The following is a 19,194-nucleotide window of genomic DNA, read 5'->3' on the forward strand; positions in this document are numbered from 1 at the left end:
CTAATATTTGAAATTTGGTCTTACACACAAGAAGTAGACACCGTATTAAGCGCACTCTTCGTAATAATATTGTTCATATTCAGCGGGACTAGCGTAGTCAATCGCTGAATGTTTTCGTACTCGATTGTAAAACATTTCTATATATTCGAATACCCTCGAATATACCTGTTTAAGATTTCGATACGATCGACCGAATACTTCTTCGACCTTCAACCGAGAAAAGAAAGACTCCATGGCTGCATTATCCCAACAGCTTCCCCGGCGGCTCATACTTGGTGTGATATTCGCGTCATGCATAGCAAGTACGTATTCGCTTGAGCGGTATTGCACTCCTTGATCGGAGTGAAGTAGTAAATCAGGCTCACACTGACGACTCGCAGTAGCCATATTCAGAGCGTCCATAATCAATTGTGTCGTCATTGTTTTGTCGAGTGACCAGCCTATAATTTTTCTTGAGAACAAGTCCATGATCACCGCCAAGTAAACATGGCCCCCTTGAATCGGAATATAGGTAATATCGGAAACCCACTTCTCATTAGGCCTTAATACGGTGAAGTCGCGATTTAGTATGTTGGCCGACACGTTGTTGATGCTTGATCCATCAGGGCTATATCGGAAGTTTTTACCGTTTCTTGCCTTTAAACCCGCTTCAGGCATCAATTTAGCGACATGATTAACCGAGCACGCAATACCGGCTTCGTTTAGCTCAAGCGTCAAACGAGGAGCGCCATAGCGGCGCCTTAAGTCTTGAAAATGTGTCGCATATTGCGCTTCGAACCAGCTCTCGATATTCCTGCTGGAAACTAGGTTGGCGGACACGCCATTTATAGTAGCCAGATCGACTGACCTTCAAGCACCTGACCATTTTCTTGACTGAAAACTCCCCCCTAAGTGATTCAATATAGACATACCTCACCAATTTGGCTTGCTGAAGTATGCCGTCGCTTTTTTTAGGAATTCATTCTCTTCTTCAAGGTCTTTTAGCTTACGTTTAAGCTCGCGAACCTCTTCACTTTCCGTTTTCGAGTAATCCACACCATTCACACTGTTAAATTGTTTATCGGATAAACGCTTATATTGTCGACGCCACTTATAAATTTGACCAGGGTGAATACCCAACTCTCTTGCTACTTCAGCTGCGGAAGTATCCGGGCCTTCCGATCTACGTACAGCTTCGCGACGAAAATTTTCGGTGTAATGGTTGTATTTGTTCTTCGTTTTCTTAGTCATTTTTAACCTCATTAGGTGGGAATGAGGTGTCTACTTTTCGTGGGTAACTCGGGAACCTAACGCCAAGCTCAACTGCGTAGTAATCTGGCGCTAGTTTTGCGTTCTTTTTGCAAAACAAGCGACAGGTTGCGGAGTCAGATTGCAGCTTCTTGTTATAGGGCCTCATTGACGAAACTTACGCTTTAGAGACTCAATTATAGGAGGGTTACTTACTCCTTCTGGAATTAGTGGGTCATCATCTGAATGAATGGCCATTACCTCTATATCATTTGGCCCTATTTTCCATGCCTCTATAACATTAATACTATACTTCCGGATTGATTTTTTCTTAGCTGAATAATTTTCTACAATTCTTTCATTCTTAACTACTGCATAGCTCAAAAAGTAGCTTTTTCGTTCATTAAATGCAGATATAAACCTATCAAGATTTACGGATGTCGAAGGAGTCATTGTATTTTTTCTGGCGATCATTTGAAAAGTTTTGTTCGAATCAAAGGTGAAATTTTCACTAATACAAACCCTGTAATGCGCAGGATTTTTTTTGTCTATATTTTTAATAATTGATATTCTTAAGCGATCTTCGCTGTCTTCATTACCAATTTCTTTTTCTAAGTCTTCGAAGATAGCTGCTGCAGCTTGTTCGTCTTCAAAAAGTACAGTTAATTCAATGTCCCCATTAGGATAAAGTGCAAATCCGGTTCCGCACCATACTGTTCTATCCCATAGCCTTATTTTAATAAGATCTTGTACCTTCATATCTTTATGGGTCAAGCTTTCATTATCAATCAACCCTTCTGGAGGTTCTCCCTTACCAGGCTTTAAATCGGTCAATGGCTTGGACGTAGGTATAGGCTTTGGAAAGCTAGAATCCCATGGCAGAGTACGGAGCATTTCGTATCTTTTGTACTCTGCATCATTTAGAAGAGACTTAATTCGACTAACAGCATCATTACCCATTATGTTTTGCAATCCCACAAAGCATGCACCAAATGATACTGAACGTTCTAGAGCTCTGTCTTCGCCAAGCATAGAATCCAGAGTCCTCTCCGGATTTTTTGGTCTAACCATGCGTGAAAATACGTCAATTGCGAAATCATGTAGCCAGTCTTGAATAATTTTCTGCCCAGATACGTTCAACATATCAGGAGTGAATGATGAACACAAAACGCTCATTTTCAGAGTTCCACCTGCATCATCAACTTCATGTGATATCTCAATTTCATCATCGTCATCGGCTGTAATTTCAATACCAAGGCGAGATTCATATACAAATACTTGATCAACCATACATGTTGAGAAAAACTCCTCTATGACAGAGAGTAGCGTTTCAGCAAGTTCAACCAACGGGCTTCGGAGCGGAAATGAAACAGAAATTGATGCCCCCATGACACTCGTTTCTATAGTGCTATATCGTACATCACAGTTAATAAGTATCGGTACTGATGCACCTAAATCTGTATCTCTAACGATTTTTAAATAATCGATATATTCTTGATCAATCTTTAACTCATACTCTTCTTTAACAATATCTTCATGGCCTAATGCATACAACAAAATTGCTCTGCTAGAAAATAGTTGATATTTATCTAGTAAGTCAGGAAGTTTTGAAAAACATTTTAGGGTTTCAATATCTGCATTGAGGATGCACTGGGATAGATATGCATCAATTCTTTGGTTCTCTTTTTCAGTAAGTATTGCGCCCTCAAGATTAGTATCAACGATGCATGCAAATTCCCACCATGATAAAGCGTAGTTAATCCTGCCTAACTTAAGTTCAATTATTGAGAGGCGAATATATATGTAGACTTGAGCCGAAAGAAGATCTCCGCTCTTCCAAAACTCATCTGTAATAATAGAGGCTGCTAACAATAGATTAGCTCTTGAAGCCCAAAGAAGATCAACCTTCTGGTAACATTCTGACAAAAGGTTAAGTGCTACATATAGATCTTTCTTAGCTTCTTTTTTGTAAAGCCCCAGAAGTGATTTGCCAATAAGCTTTATTGCTTGATATGGCTCGTCAGACTCTAAACGCCTTGCCCCTCGCCTTAATGAAAGTAGAGCCCCTTTAGTATCTCCGTCTCGACGGGAGGTTTGTTCAGTAAAGAAATCAAGCAGAAGCTCATAGCTGTCTACCTCTCCAAATATGCTATCTAGCTCTGTAATTAAATCGTATAGCTCATTGAAAGAGAATCCGACTAGTAGTTCACCATCTTTTACTATTGATAGCAATGAAGAAAATATCTCAGTTGCTTGATCAACAGACTCGATAGATTGTAGGTTAAGCAATTCAATATATACTTTAGACATTAACGCATTGCTAGGCCTTTCATCTTTTTCTGCCAGAGCAACAAGTATATTTTTTGTTTCAGATACCAGTGAATCATAATCGGTAAGGTTTTCGTTTTTTGAATTTCGACTATGGCTTGAGTAGAGACCAAGCAAAGATACTACACTGCCCCATTGCCCAGATTGTCCAATTTTTTTTGCCAAGTCGACACAAAATCGAAGTTGTTCCCGGAATAATTCGATCTCTTCAAACCACCAATAGACCGCCCAAGCGTATTGATAATGAGCATGAAACTGCTGATATGAACCGCCATATTTTTCAGAAGCGACAATAGCTCTATCGAATAATCCTTTAGTTTCAACAACTGGCTTTTCGAGCTCTTTCGATAGGATTGCTACCTCTAGTAACCAGTCCAATTGATGTAAAAGTATCTCACTAGCATTGACCTCATCCTTGATATCATTTTCGAGCTTTTGGAGCCTAAGTGTTTTTGTGTAGTCATTAGAACCAACTTCAATTTCTCTACGCCAATCAATATCAATAGATAGGGCGTCAATAGCTAATTGTTCGTAGCCATTACTGAATATTTGATCCATGATCCAAGAAATATCTAAGATTCTAACATCAATTCCAGTTTCTTCTTTTAATGAATCTTCTATATCACTACGCTGATTTGCTTTTGTGTACATATTCGTAACACAAAAGGCCTTCTTATAATCGCGATTAGTCGCACTAATATTTCTTACATCTTTACGACATTTTGCCTTCCAGTCTTCTTGAGTACTTACCGCAAATGCCCATCTATCTTCGTGTGAGTTTTCATTGACGCCGACAAACCAAAGTGTTTTTGTTTGCTCTGATACAGGAAAGGTTTGTGTATCTACTTTTCCATCTCCACCAGCAACCGGTCCTGTTTGTTCTAGCAGGTTAGGACATATTACTTTCTCACATAGCTTTTTAGCGAAGTCTTCAAATGCAAGCTCCAAATTCCTTCTGTTCAATGTTGCCAGCTGGTATTCCAATACAGAGCGGTCTAGCTTGCCGATCTCTTTTCTAACCGAATCAGAAAAGCGCTCGGGCCGTCTAGCTTTTAAAAAGTCTCCTGGTGAGAATTTCGGGCGGCTTTCTATGTCGGTTGTCATCTAAGATCCATTTCTGATTGCTTCTCGAACTTGAGATTATCTAGTTTTCTCGGACTTGCTATGGCCCTATAACGCCCCGCTCAGCTGCGGCTGGTATGGAGCGTATTTTGTGTTAATGTTTGAGCGCCAGCGAGTAACACAAAAGGCGCGTAGTACCAGCCGTCAGACTGAAGCGGCTTGTTAGCCATTTTTACTCATGGGTTTTGTGTATAGTTGCAGGAGCTGCTTTGACAACTCCGCGGTAGTTTTTTCTTTTAGCTCTAAGTTAGATTCCCCAAGGTTTTCTAAGATTTGAACTGACATACCTACTGCATTAATACGCTCGATTATACCCATGTACTCTTTGGCCTGTTGCATGGTGGATTTGTAGATCACTAAAAACGTAGCGCCAATAAAGTTCACCAAAATTCCACTTACCGCTACAACTATAGAAGGCTTAAAGTTTTCCGGTGACTCGTAAACGTGAAAAACGCCGTAACCAATCAAAATAAAGCCAAACGTCATAACTAACACCGTTAGCCAGAAAATAGCTCTAACTTGGTTGATATTCCTATTAAGGTAGCTTTCTAGTTTTACCCTAGCCAAATCCCAAGCAGCTTGGGTTTCTTTCGGATTTTCTTCGTACCGCCTTTCTACTTCTTCGATTTTTTTATGCTGCTGCGAAGCTTCTAGTGCACGCTGATAAGAGATGACACCAAACGCAAGTATTGCTGCAACTACTCCTAAGCTTGCTGAAACAATCTCTGCAAATTTTTTGTCAGTTAATTGCGCCTCACCTAGAACAACAAAAACCATTGCTGCACCAACGAGAAAAATTGCTCCCGCAATCGTATATCGGAGAGCTTTCCCTCCTTTCATCCAGCTTTCCACTATCTCAGTGGCTAACCCTATTGGTCCATCAAACATGTTTATTTCTCGATTCTCTTCGTATGGCTAACGCCGTTGTAAATTGCAGTTTTGGAGGAGCCCGTTTGTGCTATTAAGCACAAAAAGGAGCGACGGAAAAACTGTCAATTTGACAACTTTGTTATAAATTTCTCTAGTAGTAACTGCGATCCACTGAAAATTTGAAAACATTACTACCAGACAAATCGATACTATAAATCGAGTTTCTACTAAAAACTTCCGGTAATAGCTTCTTAGCTGAACCAAGCTCTAACTTAAGTTGATTATCAATATCCGTATATTTTATCGCTTCACCTTCGGGTGCTTCATTATGCAACCACGATTCAAGTAGAACCAGCTTGTCGTTGTCGTCGAAGTTGTCGTGATCATTTGCGGGTATTTTCTTTGATTCCGTTATTGGCTCTTTATATAAACCTTGCAATTTCATTGCTTGCCTAATCTCGTGGCAAGCAGGCCCGAGTGCAGCTGCTATCTCAGATTTTTCCCGCTCCCCGGAATACTTTGCAGGGGAAACACCAACCAAATCGGAAGGTACATGAATATCAATATTATCGGGCATCACAATAAAGCAACGTCTCTTCCCGAGCTTACCTATAAAAAGTCCCAACTCGAATAAAACGTTATCCCTTACAGTATCAGAAACACTTCCTCTCATCTTTGTCTCATCATCAGGAGAAAACACAAAAATACCGAAGTCCGATGAAGCCAGTGCCTCCGTAATTGAATCTAAGGGTGTAATAGATAGCGAGAACACACCCTGACTCCATATCGTAATATCAGCGTCATGCTGAAGATTTACCTGCAATGGATAAGCAATATCAAGCCCTTCAACAGAAGAAGCTACAAACACTTTTGGTTTCAACGATTACTCCTAATGTAGGTGATTTATAACGCCCCGCTAAGGGGCCGGAACTGTGATGGTTGGTTTTGTGCTATTAAAGCACAAAAGCGACCGGCGCAGTGGAGGTCCCAAGCAGCTTTAGCTGCTTTACCTTGAGCGGCTTGTTAGGTGTTTTTTAGCTAGATTCACGTAGCCCACCCCATTTATAGGAAAATTTCTTTTTACAGTTTTTACACCTGTAACAATTTGATGTAATACTCGGGAAAAGCTGCTCTTTGTATAGTGTGTTTTTTTGACAAAGTGTATTTGGGCACTTTGCTGGAATGTAGGCGTTAAAAGCCAAAGTAGGAATATAACCCGAGATAAAAGTAACCACCATATTCCAAGGGTATTCCAAACCAAACAAAATAGGCTCCCATACCAAAATTCCACTAATCATAATGACAAGCGGAAAAGAAAACTCTGTGATCCTCATAAAGGTGACGTTCATATACACCTAACGCCCCGGTCAGGCGGCGCCTGCAGCGGAGCTTTTTTGCGTGTTAATATCGAGCGCAGCGAGGACACGCAAAAAACGTAGAGTAAGGCGCTCGCTCTGCACCGGTTTGTTATAGGACTGATGGCTCAAGTACATACATACCTACAAAAGGAATCAAATGAGCCAACAACCACAGAGAACCAATAAATACCTGAATATAGGGGAAGCTCTTACGCTGCATTAGCCCAAGCAATCCAGCCAAGAGACCCGATATAGCGAACACCAGCAACACAACTATTGCGGAACACAATATTGCCTCAATAATGGTGAACTCGAACATATTCAGCGATGGATAAATATAGCCCAACAAGTAATTAAACGGAACGCTAAATACCACCAACAATATGTATAGCTTGGATAAACGAAGCCCCATTTCCCCTTAAGACCTATAGCACCGCAATAGCTGGTGGAGCTTTGCGTGGTAAAGTGAGCTGCAAGCGAACCACGCAAAGCGGAGTCCAGCTGATTGCCTTGTTGGGGGCTAGCGGCAGGAAAGACCAGCTACTAGCACCTTGGCGAAGCGAAAGCGCAGCCCACGGTTAATTTAATAGTGAAAGATTACCGAAGCCGAAGAATAAATGCACTACCTTAGTGGCATACCACCGCTACTGAGCCAATGCGGGCATAACGCGATAGTTAAAGCGGCACCAGAAATACACTACCGAGATAGAAATTTAATACTTAGTTAAATGCCGTGTAACTACGAAAGTAGAAGGCATTAAAAGAACGCACATTACTGACTAAAAAAAGAATTATCGACCGCCCCACAACGCCGCAGTAAATTGCAGCTATGTAGTTGGTTGTTTTGGTGGCAGCGTAGCGACCGCCACCAAAACAGGCGACGGAATAGCTGTCAATTTGACTGCCTTGTTAGAACTTTACCCACCGAAATTTCGAATGCTGCCAGCTAGCTTTTTGGAATTTAATAAAATACACAAAGAAGCCACTACTTCGAAGATGGTTGCATATACATTTGCAATACTATCGGCGCTCATTGTTGTAGGGTATCCCATCTCAGCTTGTTGCGGCAGAAGCCGCCAATAAGAGAACCAATAGATCGAATCTACCAACGCATAATAAAGAAAATATACACTGAGCCCAGATAAGAGCACCGATAAAAGTGATTTGGCGGACAAAGAACCCTCTACTTGATCATCAGAAGACCCGATTATTTTCTTTGAAATAACAGTAGGGAAAAACCAAAGAACAATTGAGGTAACAAGCCACGGTACACTTGATAATATCGGAACCAATATCGTTGCGCCAAGACCTCCATATGTTCCAAATAGAACAAACTCAATTACGGTTCCCAATTGCCTGAGGCTATAAAGAAAAAGAAATACCGAAAACAGTCTAATGAAAACTGCCAAATAAGTTATCTGTGTCATATCTTCCCTTGAGTTCTAACGCCGACATAAGGGGCCGGAACGGAGTTGGTTAAAGTGTGCTATTTAAGCACACTTTAAGCGACGCAGTGTAGGTCCAGCCAGCTTGCTGGCGAGCCTTGATGCCTTTGTTATACGCCGCCCTTACAAGTGGCAACTACCGCATGCGAAGGGTCTTTTTTAAGAACTGCTATTACTACGGCTGTAGAATCGTGGTGGTCTTTTGGGTATTTAACTTTATCGATCTGTTCGTACTCGACAACATCAAGCTCTACGTAGAGTTCCCCGTACTTATTGAGCTTGTCGTTCGCCGAGAAGTAGTAGGAGACTAGATCGTCATAATTAGCGCCCTTACCATAAAGATATACAACTTCATTATCTAGGCAGGTAATTAGGGTGTTTTCGTACAGAGCACCTTGGTCGTTTGTAAGGAATAATCCCTTCAGTATTTCTGAATGCGTAATACCTGAAAAAGCCATCAAGCAGAAGGTTGTTAAGATCTTTTTCATAGGCTTATAACGCCGCAATAAGCGGACGGAACGGAGTTGGTTAATTTGTGCTATTAAAGCACAAATTGGCCTACGCAGTGGAAGTCCGCTTGATTGCTTTGTTGTACGTTTAAACCGAAAACACCCTACCCGCCTGCACAATGTAGCCAACTGCGTGCCCCTTTGTACCTACATGCGCCTCAGCGCACCCTGCCAAGCTTTGATTGGCACGAAGCCATGTGGACTTAACCGCCAGTATTGCACTTGCCAGCGCACGCTGCGAGCTAGTTGAACAAAGGGATAAAGCTGAAGCTACCTTAAGTGAATTTGAAGATAATGCGGACTTTGAAAGCCAAGACTTTACGGGAAAGTAGTACGATTGGTGTTGCTTAGAGGCAGTGATTTAATCTTTGCGGGCGCGTCGAAAAATATCGCGTGACGTACAACGCCAAGCTAAACGGCGAACATTAGTGTGGTAAAGTGAGGCGAAAGCCGAACCACACTAATGTGAGTCCGAAGCAACGCGCCGCAGGAGCGTTGCTGTTTGAGCGCCTTGTTATACGCATTTTAAAAAAACAATGATACAAACATTACGATATGTAATCTATTGATATAACACAATTCCACGATTTTGTAGATTTAGGGTAAGACATTTTAATATACTTAATCTTTACTCTCTGCCCTTTTTCAACAAAGCCCTTCTTACCTAAACATAAGTAAGGCGAATAGCTAATATCAAATTGCTCTTTATCGATATAAAAAATGAGCTTACCATTAAACTTATTTAGCTCCTCAACATTACCTATTAGCTCATAAGCTTCGTTATTAGATTTTTCTATAAATTCTACTTTCATGTCCCAATCATATTTTACGAAAAGAGCCGCCAATGGGATTGTAACAGCCAAGAACGTAATTGTTATTGCCAGAGAATCCTTTTCTTTCTTTGAAAGAAGATAAGAAGAAATCCCAACGATAGCTATAAAAATTAAAATGTAAGGTAAATAGAAATAAAAAGTCATATTCAGGTGCGCGTATAACGCCGCCATAACCGGGCGGAACAGAGTGGGTTGATTTTGTGCTATTAAAGCACAAAATTGAGCCACGCAGTGGAGCTCCGGTTGATGGCTTTGTTATAAGCTGCTGCCCTGAATACACTTGGCGCTACCTGATGCTACTTTTATTGCGAAACCAGACATAAATGAAATATTTAAATGGCTGGCCTCGTTGCTTGGTGAGGTATATGAATATGATTCGACATCCTCGATCATATCGTTGCCAATAAAACCAATTGTACTTAAACAGTCATCTTCACTGTATGGACTATCCAAGTCTCTTTCTTTAGATTTAAAAAGGGAAACAGACTGAAAAATGAGATCTAAGTATTCTGGGTCATCGCCTGCAACCCAGTCCGCGTCTCGTAGACGCCATCTCAATCGAATTTCACGATTGGCTATATCGTAATCCAACGCATAGAACAGGAAGTTGTTGTGAAGGTCACGATGACTCCCCTCAACCTCAATTGAGCTTGCGGTATCTTCTACTTTGAAATTGGCAAGATGCATGTTCGTATTGGCTTATAACGCCGCCATTACGCGGCTGCTTTGTAGTGTTTGATTTATGGCAGTCTTTTTCGCCATAAATTCAAACGACGGAAAAGTAGCTCGCTGTACATGGCCTTGTTAAATGACGTACCAATTACTACCAGCAATGCCACCAACCAGAGAGCTAGCTGCCCAAGTGGCAACCAATTGCCAGATTGTGCCGCAGCAAACACACTTGAGTCTATTGAAGCAAGTGCCATTACCAAAATATAGAACGCGCCATTCCCCAAGTAAATACGAAAAATGTACCTGCGGCCCTTACCGACAAATAAACTTACTGCGGAAAAAACACCCGTTAGAACATATGAGCCCAGCGCCACCTTTATTAAAAACGGATCTTCTGAGCCGGATGATACCGGCTTAAACAACTCTCCACTTTCACCCGCCATCATGAGCAACTGATCTTCAGGGAGAAGAAACCCAAGGCCCGAAAATAGTATGCTGACTGATAGAATGAGAAATTCGCGCATAGTCATTTAACGCCCCGCTAAGGGGCCGGAACTGTGATGGTTGATTTTGTGCTATTAAAGCACAAAAACGACCAGCGCAGTGGAGGTCCCAAGCAGCTTTAGCTGCTTAACCTTGAGCGGCTTGTTAAGCTTAGATGGTAGCTACCACTACTAGACCAATTACTGGAGCTATTAATAATGCCAACAAGAAGCGCCATAACGCGCCTAGATTACGAGGCACAAACAAACCAATTAGAGCCCCAAGAATAACTAACACTGCATAAAAGAAAAACCCCATTACAAAGCCAGCTGAAACCATGCTTGGCTCGTTGGACGGGATAAGAAAATCCCCTATAACGCTAATAAGCATAAACAAAACAAAGGGCAGAACAGAACCTAGCACAGGGAGTGTTAGATAACGTTTCGTTGGGATTTTTATGGAAATGTAAATTAGAGCTAAGGGCAGCCCAAACTCTACTAGTACTGCTGCGATCGTTAGGTAGATATCTAAATACATGAGAGCTTAACGCCGCAATCAGCGGCAGACTAGTTGTTGATTGTTTTGTGCGACAATGGCGAAGCCATGCACAAAACGAGCGACGGCTAGGCTGTCCTAGCCACGAAGTGGCTATTGCTGGATTGCCTTGTTAAATTTTTAGTTAGACGAGAAGTCTTGATAAATGTACTGAACCTTCACGTTCTCCCCTGCAGGAGGACAAGCACTAATAGCCACAACAATCTCAGCTCCCGTTGTCGCGGCAGCCAACAACAACGAATAGTTAGCCTTACCAATTTCTGTGTTTATTGGGAATGAATAATAGGGAGACCCACTACAATCTGAGGTTACCAACTTGAAATTGATTTTCTCACTTGTGCTAGATGGGTAGATACGACTAACAGTCCCTTTAACCGGTATTGCTGAAGCTATTGAGCAAACTGTCAATAAGAGTGTAAATAAAATTATTCTCACTTAATACTCCGATATATATGCAAATTTAACGCCTGCCTTAACCGGCGGGAACGTAGTTATTGATTTTGTGCCAGCGTAGCTGAATAGCACAAAAGAAACAACGCAGTGGACGTCCAGCCAGCTTGCTGGCGAGGGTTGAAGGCTTTGTTATTTGGCGGGCCACAATGCCTACCTCGTTTTATTTTGGGTTTGCTTAGCTTCGATCTTTGCTCTTTTAGAGCTGATGCTAGTTGTAAGCTTATTTTGTTCTATTTCGTTAAGGCGGTTACGTATAGCCTTTAAGCGATCGTCGTCTTTACTCTTCGATTTGAGTGTCTGAACGATAAATATTAATAGTGGTATTCCGAATGCGAAAATTGCAGCCCAAAATAGCATTATCTTTCTTCTTTCCTAGTTGTAGCCAAATAACACCGCAATAGCTGGTGGAGCTTTGCGTGGTAAAGTGAGCTGAAAGCGAACCACGCAATGCGGAGTCCAGCTGATTACCTTGTTGGGGGCTAGCGGCAGGAAAAACCAGCTACTAGCACCTTGGCGAAGCGAAAGCGCAGCCCACGGTTAGTTTAATAGTGAAAGATTACCGAAGCCTAAGAATAAATGCACTCACTTAGTGGCATACCACCGCCATAACGCAAATGTGGGCATCACGCGATAGTGAAGATGGCACCAGAATAACACTGCCGAGATAGCAATTTAATGCTTAGTTAAATACCGTGTAACTACGAAAGTAGAAGGCATTAAAAGAACGCACATTACTGACCAAAAAAAGAATTATCGACCGCCCCACAACGCCTGCCTTAACCGGCGGGAACGTAGTTGTTAATTTTGTGCCAGCGTAGCTGAATAGCACAAAAGAAACAACGCAGTGGACGTCCAGCCAGCTTGCTGGCGAGGGTTGAAGGCATTGTTAGATGCAGTGCCCGTTTAGGAACCTAGGGTTGGATAGTGCCTGCTCATAATCACTGCTCCTATAGAATGGCCAAACGGACTGATCCCCTGTTGGCTTATCATGACCTGCTGGCTGGCGAGGGTAAGCGCCTAGGGTTAAGATCTTGAGCAATGTATTTTTAAGAGAAGCAATAGGCCACTCATATTCAAGATTACTGTGAAGAAACAGGATAAATCGGATGATTACCCTTCTGCTCTCTTTCGAATCAAAGCCCCAACCTGGATCAGTGAGCTTATGCTTACGAAGGTCACAGTAATAGTGCCAAACGTCACAATATATCTGATTGATAGCCTCGTCTGATTCGAAGTCTATTTCATTGTACGCATCATCGTAGTCAAAGTTATTAATCTTTCCTTGTAGGAAATCTCTTAATAATTGCGCGTATTGGTCTCGCTGATTTCTTTCGATCATGGGGGCATCTAACGCAGAGTGCAGCGGCAGTTTGTAGAGTGGCTTTTTGTGCTAGCATAGCGACCAGCACAAAAAGAGCCACGGAACAAACTGTCCGACTGGCACGTATTGTTATATTTACTTAGACAAACTAATTGAATGGACATGACAGTAATCAGTACGTGAAGTACCATCCCATTGAATACCCGATTGCCCGCCAATAACGACTTTACTTCCGCTATGATAAGCTGATAAAGCGATACTCAATGCCTTTTCTATGCTTTGACTATCTGCAGTGATAAAGTAACCAGATTCGCAACCCGGCACCGAATCCGACACGCTAATTCTCACATCCCCATCTGCTTTACCATAATGATGTGTGTCAATACGTGTAATTGTAGTCGAAACGCCAGACACATATGTAGCAGCGTTTACGCTCACCGGGAATAACAAAATAAGTAAATAGTAAATCTTAAATTTCATGTATAGGTACATCTCCATTTAAATATAACGCCGCGTTAACGGGCCGTAACGTAGTTGATAAATATGTGCTATTTAAGCACATATTAAGCGACGCAGTGAAGGTCCAGCCAGCTTGCTGGCGAGCGTTGAACGCTTTGTTAGGTTACCGAGGTCAAAGCTTCATTCACGAAGTTAGCTTCCAAGCCAACACCAGCAGGTGACTTAAAAAATACCTGAGTCATACCTATTTGAGGTAACGAATCTGTCGTGAAGCTTATATCAAGCTCGGTTAGTTTTTGAAGCATTTGCTTCAATCCAGTCAGTTGAAATGCAATATGATCAATGTAGCTAGGTTTACTGGTTGAATAATGTTCTTCGCTTTCAGTTAAATGAATCACTGCTTTATCGTGTGCGTACAACCAGTAACCGCATCTAGAAAAATCCGGTCTAAAGCCCACTTCTAAGTTAAATACTGTACAAAAGAACGTTTTTTCTTTTTCAATAATACGTTTAGGTGCACTTATATTTATGTGTTCTATATGCATAGGGAACTGGTCTTACACACAAAAAGTAGACACCGTATTAAGCGCACTCTTCGTAATAATATTGTTCATATTCAGCGGGACTAGCGTAGTCAATCGATGAATGTTTTCGTACTCGATTGTAAAACATTTCTATATATTCGAATACGCTCGAATATACCTCTTTAAAATTTCGATACGATTGACCGAATACTTCTTCGACCTTCAGCCGAGAAAAGAATGACTCCATGGCTGCATTATCCCAACAGCTGCCTCGGCGGCTCATACTTGGTGTGATATTCGCGTCATGCATAGCAAGTACGTATTCGCTTGAGCGGTATTGCACTCCTTGATCTGAGTGAAGCAGTAAATCTGGCTCACACTGACGACTCGCAGTAGCCATATTCAGAGCGTCCATAATCAATTGTGTCGTCATTGTTTTGTCGAGTGACCAGCCTATAATTTTTCTTGAGAACAAGTCCATGATCACCGCCAAGTAAACATGGCCCCCTTGAATCGGAATATAGGTAATATCGGAAACCCACTTCTCATTAGGCCTTAATGCGGTGAAGTCGCGATTTAGTATGTTGGCCGACACGTTGTTGATGGTTGATCCGTCAGGGCTATATCGGAAGTTTTTACCGTTTCTTGCCTTTAAACCCGCTTCAGACATCAATTTAGCGACATGATTAACCGAGCACGCAATACCGGCTTCGTTTAGCTCAAGCGTCAAACGAGGAGCGCCATAGCGGGCCTTAAGTCTTGAAAATGTGTCGCATATTGCATCGCGGACCAGCTCTCGATATTCCTGCTGGAAACTAGGCTGGCGGACACGCCATTTATAGTAGCCAGATCGACTGACCTTCAACCACTTGACCATTTTCTTGACTGAAAACTCATCCCTAAGCGATTCAATATAGGCATACCTCACCAGTTTGGCTTGCTGAAGTATGCCGTCGCCTTTTTTAGGAATTCATTCTCTTCTTTTAGGTCGGAGATCTGGCGTTTTAACGCACGCACCTCTTCACTTTCTTGTTTTGAGTAATCCACACCACCCACCGTATTGAACTGTTTATCAGATAGTCGCTTATATTGACGTCGCCAATTGTAGATCTGCCCAGGGTGAATACCCAATTCTCTAGCGACCTCGGCAGCAGAAGTGTCGGGGCCCTCGGATCGGCGCACAGCCTCTCGACGAAAATCTTCGGTGTAATGGTTGTATTTGTTCTTCGTTTTCTTGGTCATAGTTAAACCTCATCAGGTGGGAATGAGGTGTCTACTTTTCGTGGGTAACTCGGGGTGCTAACGCCTGCCTTAACCGGCGGGAACGTAGTTGTTGATTTTGTGCCAGCGTAGCTGAATAGCACAAAAGAAACAACGCAGTGGACGTCCAGCCAGCTTGCTGGCGAGGGTTGAAGGCTTTGTTATATTTTTTTTACCTTCACTGCGGTTCCTGATGCGACAACGAACAGCATAGATTTACCGCCACCAGAAAACTCATTGTAATCTAGGTCTACTGCTATCACTGCGTTAGCGCCAATCGAATAAGCCTCTTTTCGTAGCTCGCTTAATACCGTCTTTCGAGCATCGCGAAGCACACCTTGAGTTGCTTTACTTCGACCTCCTACGATATCGCGTACACCTGCAAATAGGTCTTTGAAAATATTCATGCCAAATGCACATTCGGCCGTAATAATTTCGATCCGCTCTTCTATCTCGAGATCTGGGGATGTTTCAGTTGTCAAAACGATATCTTGAAGCTCATTTTCTGAGAGTGCTTCAAGCTCCCGTGATTTTTCATGCCTTTTTCGATCTTCTGCTTCCTGCGCTTTTCGATCAAGCACCTTTTTTAGGCACGGTGCACAATAGCCATCAGATAATTCCTTCTCGTCGAAGTTCTTACCGCATTTTGCGCACGGAGGGGTCTTCTTATTGATGCAAGACTTGCATGTGCCATTTTTAAGCTCTAGCAACCCAAAGCTTCCTTTGCATTCTTTACATTTTGCCATTGGCACTCACTCTATCGAAAATATAACGCCCCGCTAAGGGGCCGGAGCTGTGGTGGTTGGTTTTGTGCTATTAAAGCACAAAAACGACCAACGCAGTGGAGGTCCCAAGCAGCTTTAGCTGCTGAGCCTTGAGCGGCTTGTTACCTACTTGGCTCGTGTGGAAGGTTAATGCTTAGCTTTTGATAGTTACAGGGCTGACAGTTGTATGTAACGGAGAAATTGTAGTTGACGAAATAGCTGATGAATTGCGCTAGTTTAAGGCCAAACTTGAGTAGAAACTTGTAGTAAATAAACATAAAGAATACGAGGTGTCCAACTACCTCCATAGCCACAAGTTTAGACATGATCGTTGAATCGATTTTTGCTTGAGCTTGAGAGGCGAAATGAAAGAACGCCTCGTTGAGCATGTAGCTTACAAAGTAAACTGGTAGTGATATGAACAATACAACAACCACGATACCTGCTACATCAATCTTGCTTGCAGAAAGGCGTATAGATCGTTTGGCTTTGTTGTGGCAGTTTGGGCAATTCATGGAGTGGTAGGTAACGCCTTGCTAAACGGCGCACATTGCGTAGCTGGTTTTGTGCAATAATTTGCGAAGCAAATGCACAAAAGAAGCGTAGCAATGGGCGTCCAGTGGAGGCCACTTGTGGCCGGAACGATGTTTGAGCAACTTGTTAGGCTTTTTGCACATATTCATAGTCAAGTGCATCTCGTTCGAACCACTCCATGCCTCGACTTCCTTCGCATAAGGCATGTGAAAATCTCATATCAGAGACTTTATTTAGAGCTGCGCCTTTACCAAAATACTGATTTTCGTCCCCTGACAGGTCGACCCCAGGATATCCGAACTGCCTAAATTTATAAGACTCATTTTTATGTAGGGCTCGTATTTCTGATTTATTTTTCCAGGGATACGCCAGGGACACCAAGCCCACTTTCTCAACGGGCAGCTCATATTTGTAAGCTAGACTCTCAACAACAAGATGGTGAAACAAAGAATCGTTAAACTCTTCCCATGGATCATAGCAAATTAGCTCAACACTTGAAGTGTGCGGCCATATTGAATCCAAGGCGCTCGCGAAATTCAACATAATTTCTGATACGGTTTTTTCTTTAATGGAGCACATATCTTTGAGTCGAGCCTAACGCCCGCATAAGGGGCCGGAACGGAGTTGTTTAAAGTGTGCTATTAAAGCACACTTTAAACGACGCAGTGGAGGTCCAGCGGCGAATGCCGCGAACTTTGATGCGTTTGTTATGCATTACTCTCCATACTTGCTAACGAAGCGAAGGTGATCGAGAGAGATGTTGGAAAGATTAGTAGATGGCCCAAAGGCTGATACAGACCAATTACTCTCGTGTTTAGCTGCATATACGATATAAGAGTTTCCCTTTTCAAATATGTACGAGCAGCCATATGCTTCAGAATACCAATCGGTCGTAAGTGTACTAGCGGAGCCCTTGAAAGTTCGAATCGGCTTTAAAGTTGCTCGTGATTCATCATCTTTCTTTTCGACATCAAGAACCGTGACGAAACCGATGTAATCCGCGTTTTGAAACTGCCACTTTATATTTGACTTAATGCTTTTCTGGTGTTTCTGTAAGACAACAGAACATGCATGGCTAGCTTGCCATAAACCGAAAGTCATTATTAAAAAGGCGAGAAATCTCATAGATGCATAACGCCAAGTTAACCTGCTGGAGCGGAGTTGGTTGTTTTTACGGTAGCGTAGCGTGAAACCGTAAAAACAAGCGACGCAGCGGAGGTCAGGTTGAACTTTTTGTTATAAGTTACTTAACTTCAATCGTGATAGTTTGACAAGACTCATCATCGTACCAAACCAAAACATCCAAATTTTGTGCTTTAGCAAACAGGAGAGTTGATAAATATGCATCGCTATTTGGAGCCAATTTAATCCACTTGCAGGAAGTCTGTGTTGGAATTAAAGTAAATACAGAAACGTATTGATCAACACTTGGATGACTAGACGATACCGATCTAATCTTGTTTACTTTCCCCGCTTTGCTAATTGTCTCAGCTACCGAAAAGGAAGCAAAAAAAACTAAAAATAGAACTGCATATTTAGACATTTTTGAATCTCCATTGACTTATAACGCCGCGTTAACGGGCCGTAACGTAGTTGATTAATATGTGCTATTTAAGCACATATTAAGCGACGCAGTGAAGGTCCAGCCAGCTTGCCGGCGAGCGTTGAACGCTTTGTTATACGAGCACTTGCCTAGCCTTAAGTTGGCAGGCTGGTTAATAAAACATGCCCCAATGACCTGCCCGAGCGCCTCAGCGCGATACACTGAACCAGATTAACGGTATTTCTAGAATAGTAATTTAAAGTAGATCAAATGGCACTGACACAAGTGGGCTTTGCTGATGTTAAAACAGAGCGCCTACGGAACTGAAAGAAAAGTATTAACTTAGAATTTGGTATTTAGGCCGTAGATGTCGTGATGGGTATTTTTTTAGCTTAGAGGCGATGAGCCTTAGCTTAAGCCCACGATCAAAAATGCACCGTAACGTATAACGCCGCATTTAGCTGCACCGTAAGTGGAGCCTGATTTTGGCATACAATTGAGCGAAGCGAAATGCCAAAATTAGGCGGAACTTACAGTGTCAGATAGAATGCTTTGTTATATTTATTTCAGCACGCTAAACCAACGCAAAATTGGTGAGTTATGAATAGGGTCGCAGTCGTCGAAACTCGAAACTTTCACACTTTTATCTGTAGCCAATGCGCTTAAAGCCACAGAGCACATAACATTACCTACAGATTTATCTAAATATACTATGCCTCGTGTTTTGTTAGTGCACGCACTAGGCAACACGGAATCAAAATAGATGACACAATGATTTTGAGCAAAATCAGAGGTTTGTGAATAGCCACCGACTTCTGTTACCTTTTTAATTATGCCATCAAATCTTTCTCCGAACGCCAGCCCGCTGAAGACAGAAACTGCTAATACAAATACAACCTTTATCATCTTGATTTATACCTCGAATTATCCAAAT

The 19,194-nt window shown here is 42.2% G+C and carries 22 protein-coding genes; 1 reads left to right on the forward strand and 21 read right to left on the reverse strand.

Translation table 11 applies throughout. From position 1 onward, the window contains the following. Positions 1–45 precede the first annotated feature (45 nt). From AB1S55_RS02445 to AB1S55_RS02480, 8 genes are all read right to left on the reverse strand, one after another. Positions 46–819: an IS3 family transposase gene (locus tag AB1S55_RS02445; protein ID WP_370980199.1), complete on the reverse strand. Its 774-nt coding sequence runs from the start codon at positions 817–819 to the stop codon at positions 46–48. A 93-nt stretch (positions 820–912) separates the two neighbouring features. After that, positions 913–1,230, reverse strand: a complete 318-nt coding sequence (locus AB1S55_RS02450; protein ID WP_370980200.1) for a transposase — start codon at positions 1,228–1,230, stop codon at positions 913–915. Between the two features lie 162 nt (positions 1,231–1,392). After that, a complete protein-coding gene (locus tag AB1S55_RS02455) occupies positions 1,393–4,659 on the reverse strand; it encodes a hypothetical protein (RefSeq protein ID WP_370980201.1) in 3,267 nt (1,088 codons plus the stop codon). A gap of 180 nt (positions 4,660–4,839) precedes the next feature. Continuing rightward, positions 4,840–5,565 (reverse strand): hypothetical protein, encoded by a 726-nt coding sequence (locus tag AB1S55_RS02460; protein WP_370980202.1) that lies wholly within the window; start codon positions 5,563–5,565, stop codon positions 4,840–4,842. A gap of 133 nt (positions 5,566–5,698) precedes the next feature. Next, complete coding sequence (locus tag AB1S55_RS02465; RefSeq protein WP_370980203.1) at positions 5,699–6,427, reverse strand: TIR domain-containing protein; 729 nt, start codon at positions 6,425–6,427, stop codon at positions 5,699–5,701. 587 nt (positions 6,428–7,014) lie between these two features. Beyond that, the gene (locus AB1S55_RS02470) at positions 7,015–7,317 is read right to left on the reverse strand and encodes a hypothetical protein (protein ID WP_370980204.1); all 303 of its coding nucleotides are present in this window, start codon (positions 7,315–7,317) and stop codon (positions 7,015–7,017) included. Positions 7,318–7,822: 505 nt separating this feature from the next. Then, positions 7,823–8,332, reverse strand: a complete 510-nt coding sequence (locus AB1S55_RS02475; RefSeq protein WP_370980205.1) for a hypothetical protein — start codon at positions 8,330–8,332, stop codon at positions 7,823–7,825. Between the two features lie 128 nt (positions 8,333–8,460). Further along, positions 8,461–8,838, reverse strand: coding sequence for a hypothetical protein (locus AB1S55_RS02480; protein WP_370980206.1), 378 nt, complete (start codon positions 8,836–8,838; stop codon positions 8,461–8,463). Between the two features lie 218 nt (positions 8,839–9,056). Here AB1S55_RS02480 and AB1S55_RS02485 point away from each other — a divergent pair, with 218 nt between their 5' ends. After that, entirely contained in the window at positions 9,057–9,191 is a 135-nt protein-coding gene (locus tag AB1S55_RS02485; RefSeq protein WP_370979723.1) for a hypothetical protein, read from the forward strand. Between the two features lie 216 nt (positions 9,192–9,407). Here the strand turns inward: AB1S55_RS02485 and AB1S55_RS02490 are convergent, their stop codons facing one another. The 13 genes from AB1S55_RS02490 to AB1S55_RS02550 all read right to left on the reverse strand — a co-directional run bounded on the left by AB1S55_RS02490 (position 9,408) and on the right by AB1S55_RS02550 (position 19,166). After that, a complete protein-coding gene (locus AB1S55_RS02490) occupies positions 9,408–9,920 on the reverse strand; it encodes a hypothetical protein (RefSeq protein WP_370980207.1) in 513 nt (170 codons plus the stop codon). Positions 9,921–9,947: 27 nt separating this feature from the next. Further along, positions 9,948–10,379: a hypothetical protein gene (locus tag AB1S55_RS02495; protein WP_370980208.1), complete on the reverse strand. Its 432-nt coding sequence runs from the start codon at positions 10,377–10,379 to the stop codon at positions 9,948–9,950. Between the two features lie 53 nt (positions 10,380–10,432). Then, entirely contained in the window at positions 10,433–10,894 is a 462-nt protein-coding gene (locus AB1S55_RS02500) for a hypothetical protein (protein WP_370980209.1), read from the reverse strand. 124 nt (positions 10,895–11,018) lie between these two features. Beyond that, the gene (locus AB1S55_RS02505; protein ID WP_370980210.1) at positions 11,019–11,384 is read right to left on the reverse strand and encodes a hypothetical protein; all 366 of its coding nucleotides are present in this window, start codon (positions 11,382–11,384) and stop codon (positions 11,019–11,021) included. Positions 11,385–12,741: 1,357 nt separating this feature from the next. Next, a complete protein-coding gene (locus tag AB1S55_RS02510; RefSeq protein WP_370980211.1) occupies positions 12,742–13,194 on the reverse strand; it encodes a hypothetical protein in 453 nt (150 codons plus the stop codon). A 117-nt stretch (positions 13,195–13,311) separates the two neighbouring features. Then, a complete protein-coding gene (locus AB1S55_RS02515; RefSeq protein ID WP_370980212.1) occupies positions 13,312–13,656 on the reverse strand; it encodes a hypothetical protein in 345 nt (114 codons plus the stop codon). A gap of 137 nt (positions 13,657–13,793) precedes the next feature. After that, positions 13,794–14,180 (reverse strand): hypothetical protein, encoded by a 387-nt coding sequence (locus AB1S55_RS02520; RefSeq protein WP_370980213.1) that lies wholly within the window; start codon positions 14,178–14,180, stop codon positions 13,794–13,796. A gap of 37 nt (positions 14,181–14,217) precedes the next feature. Continuing rightward, the gene (locus AB1S55_RS02525; protein ID WP_370980214.1) at positions 14,218–15,087 is read right to left on the reverse strand and encodes an IS3 family transposase; all 870 of its coding nucleotides are present in this window, start codon (positions 15,085–15,087) and stop codon (positions 14,218–14,220) included. Then, on the reverse strand, positions 15,084–15,401 hold the full coding sequence (locus AB1S55_RS02530) for a transposase (protein WP_370980215.1): 318 nt from the start codon (positions 15,399–15,401) through the stop codon (positions 15,084–15,086). The genes AB1S55_RS02525 and AB1S55_RS02530 overlap by 4 nt, the downstream gene beginning before the upstream one ends. A gap of 179 nt (positions 15,402–15,580) precedes the next feature. Then, positions 15,581–16,165 (reverse strand): YbjQ family protein, encoded by a 585-nt coding sequence (locus AB1S55_RS02535; protein WP_370980216.1) that lies wholly within the window; start codon positions 16,163–16,165, stop codon positions 15,581–15,583. Between the two features lie 678 nt (positions 16,166–16,843). After that, positions 16,844–17,296, reverse strand: coding sequence for a hypothetical protein (locus AB1S55_RS02540; RefSeq protein ID WP_370980217.1), 453 nt, complete (start codon positions 17,294–17,296; stop codon positions 16,844–16,846). A 664-nt stretch (positions 17,297–17,960) separates the two neighbouring features. Beyond that, a complete protein-coding gene (locus tag AB1S55_RS02545) occupies positions 17,961–18,260 on the reverse strand; it encodes a hypothetical protein (protein WP_370979722.1) in 300 nt (99 codons plus the stop codon). A 561-nt stretch (positions 18,261–18,821) separates the two neighbouring features. Then, complete coding sequence (locus AB1S55_RS02550; RefSeq protein WP_370980218.1) at positions 18,822–19,166, reverse strand: hypothetical protein; 345 nt, start codon at positions 19,164–19,166, stop codon at positions 18,822–18,824. Positions 19,167–19,194: the final 28 nt, after the last annotated feature.

Source organism: Agaribacterium sp. ZY112 (assembly GCF_041346925.1).
Classification (GTDB): domain Bacteria; phylum Pseudomonadota; class Gammaproteobacteria; order Pseudomonadales; family Cellvibrionaceae; genus Agaribacterium.

Bases quoted from the DNA above. Each gene is read 5' to 3' on its own strand.
- AB1S55_RS02500 (WP_370980209.1), bottom strand. From the start codon at position 10,894: ATGACTATGCGCGAATTTCTCATTCTATCAGTCAGCATACTATTTTCG.
- AB1S55_RS02480 (WP_370980206.1), bottom strand. From the start codon at position 8,838: ATGAAAAAGATCTTAACAACCTTCTGCTTGATGGCTTTTTCAGGTATT.
- AB1S55_RS02505 (WP_370980210.1), bottom strand. From the start codon at position 11,384: ATGTATTTAGATATCTACCTAACGATCGCAGCAGTACTAGTAGAGTTT.
- AB1S55_RS02545 (WP_370979722.1), bottom strand. From the start codon at position 18,260: ATGTCTAAATATGCAGTTCTATTTTTAGTTTTTTTTGCTTCCTTTTCG.
- AB1S55_RS02535 (WP_370980216.1), bottom strand. From the start codon at position 16,165: ATGGCAAAATGTAAAGAATGCAAAGGAAGCTTTGGGTTGCTAGAGCTT.
- AB1S55_RS02510 (WP_370980211.1), bottom strand. From the start codon at position 13,194: ATGATCGAAAGAAATCAGCGAGACCAATACGCGCAATTATTAAGAGAT.
- AB1S55_RS02450 (WP_370980200.1), bottom strand. From the start codon at position 1,230: ATGACTAAGAAAACGAAGAACAAATACAACCATTACACCGAAAATTTT.
- AB1S55_RS02475 (WP_370980205.1), bottom strand. From the start codon at position 8,332: ATGACACAGATAACTTATTTGGCAGTTTTCATTAGACTGTTTTCGGTA.
- AB1S55_RS02550 (WP_370980218.1), bottom strand. From the start codon at position 19,166: ATGATAAAGGTTGTATTTGTATTAGCAGTTTCTGTCTTCAGCGGGCTG.
- AB1S55_RS02540 (WP_370980217.1), bottom strand. From the start codon at position 17,296: ATGTGCTCCATTAAAGAAAAAACCGTATCAGAAATTATGTTGAATTTC.
- AB1S55_RS02515 (WP_370980212.1), bottom strand. From the start codon at position 13,656: ATGAAATTTAAGATTTACTATTTACTTATTTTGTTATTCCCGGTGAGC.
- AB1S55_RS02455 (WP_370980201.1), bottom strand. From the start codon at position 4,659: ATGACAACCGACATAGAAAGCCGCCCGAAATTCTCACCAGGAGACTTT.
- AB1S55_RS02460 (WP_370980202.1), bottom strand. From the start codon at position 5,565: ATGTTTGATGGACCAATAGGGTTAGCCACTGAGATAGTGGAAAGCTGG.
- AB1S55_RS02520 (WP_370980213.1), bottom strand. From the start codon at position 14,180: ATGCATATAGAACACATAAATATAAGTGCACCTAAACGTATTATTGAA.
- AB1S55_RS02530 (WP_370980215.1), bottom strand. From the start codon at position 15,401: ATGACCAAGAAAACGAAGAACAAATACAACCATTACACCGAAGATTTT.
- AB1S55_RS02495 (WP_370980208.1), bottom strand. From the start codon at position 10,379: ATGCATCTTGCCAATTTCAAAGTAGAAGATACCGCAAGCTCAATTGAG.
- AB1S55_RS02470 (WP_370980204.1), bottom strand. From the start codon at position 7,317: ATGGGGCTTCGTTTATCCAAGCTATACATATTGTTGGTGGTATTTAGC.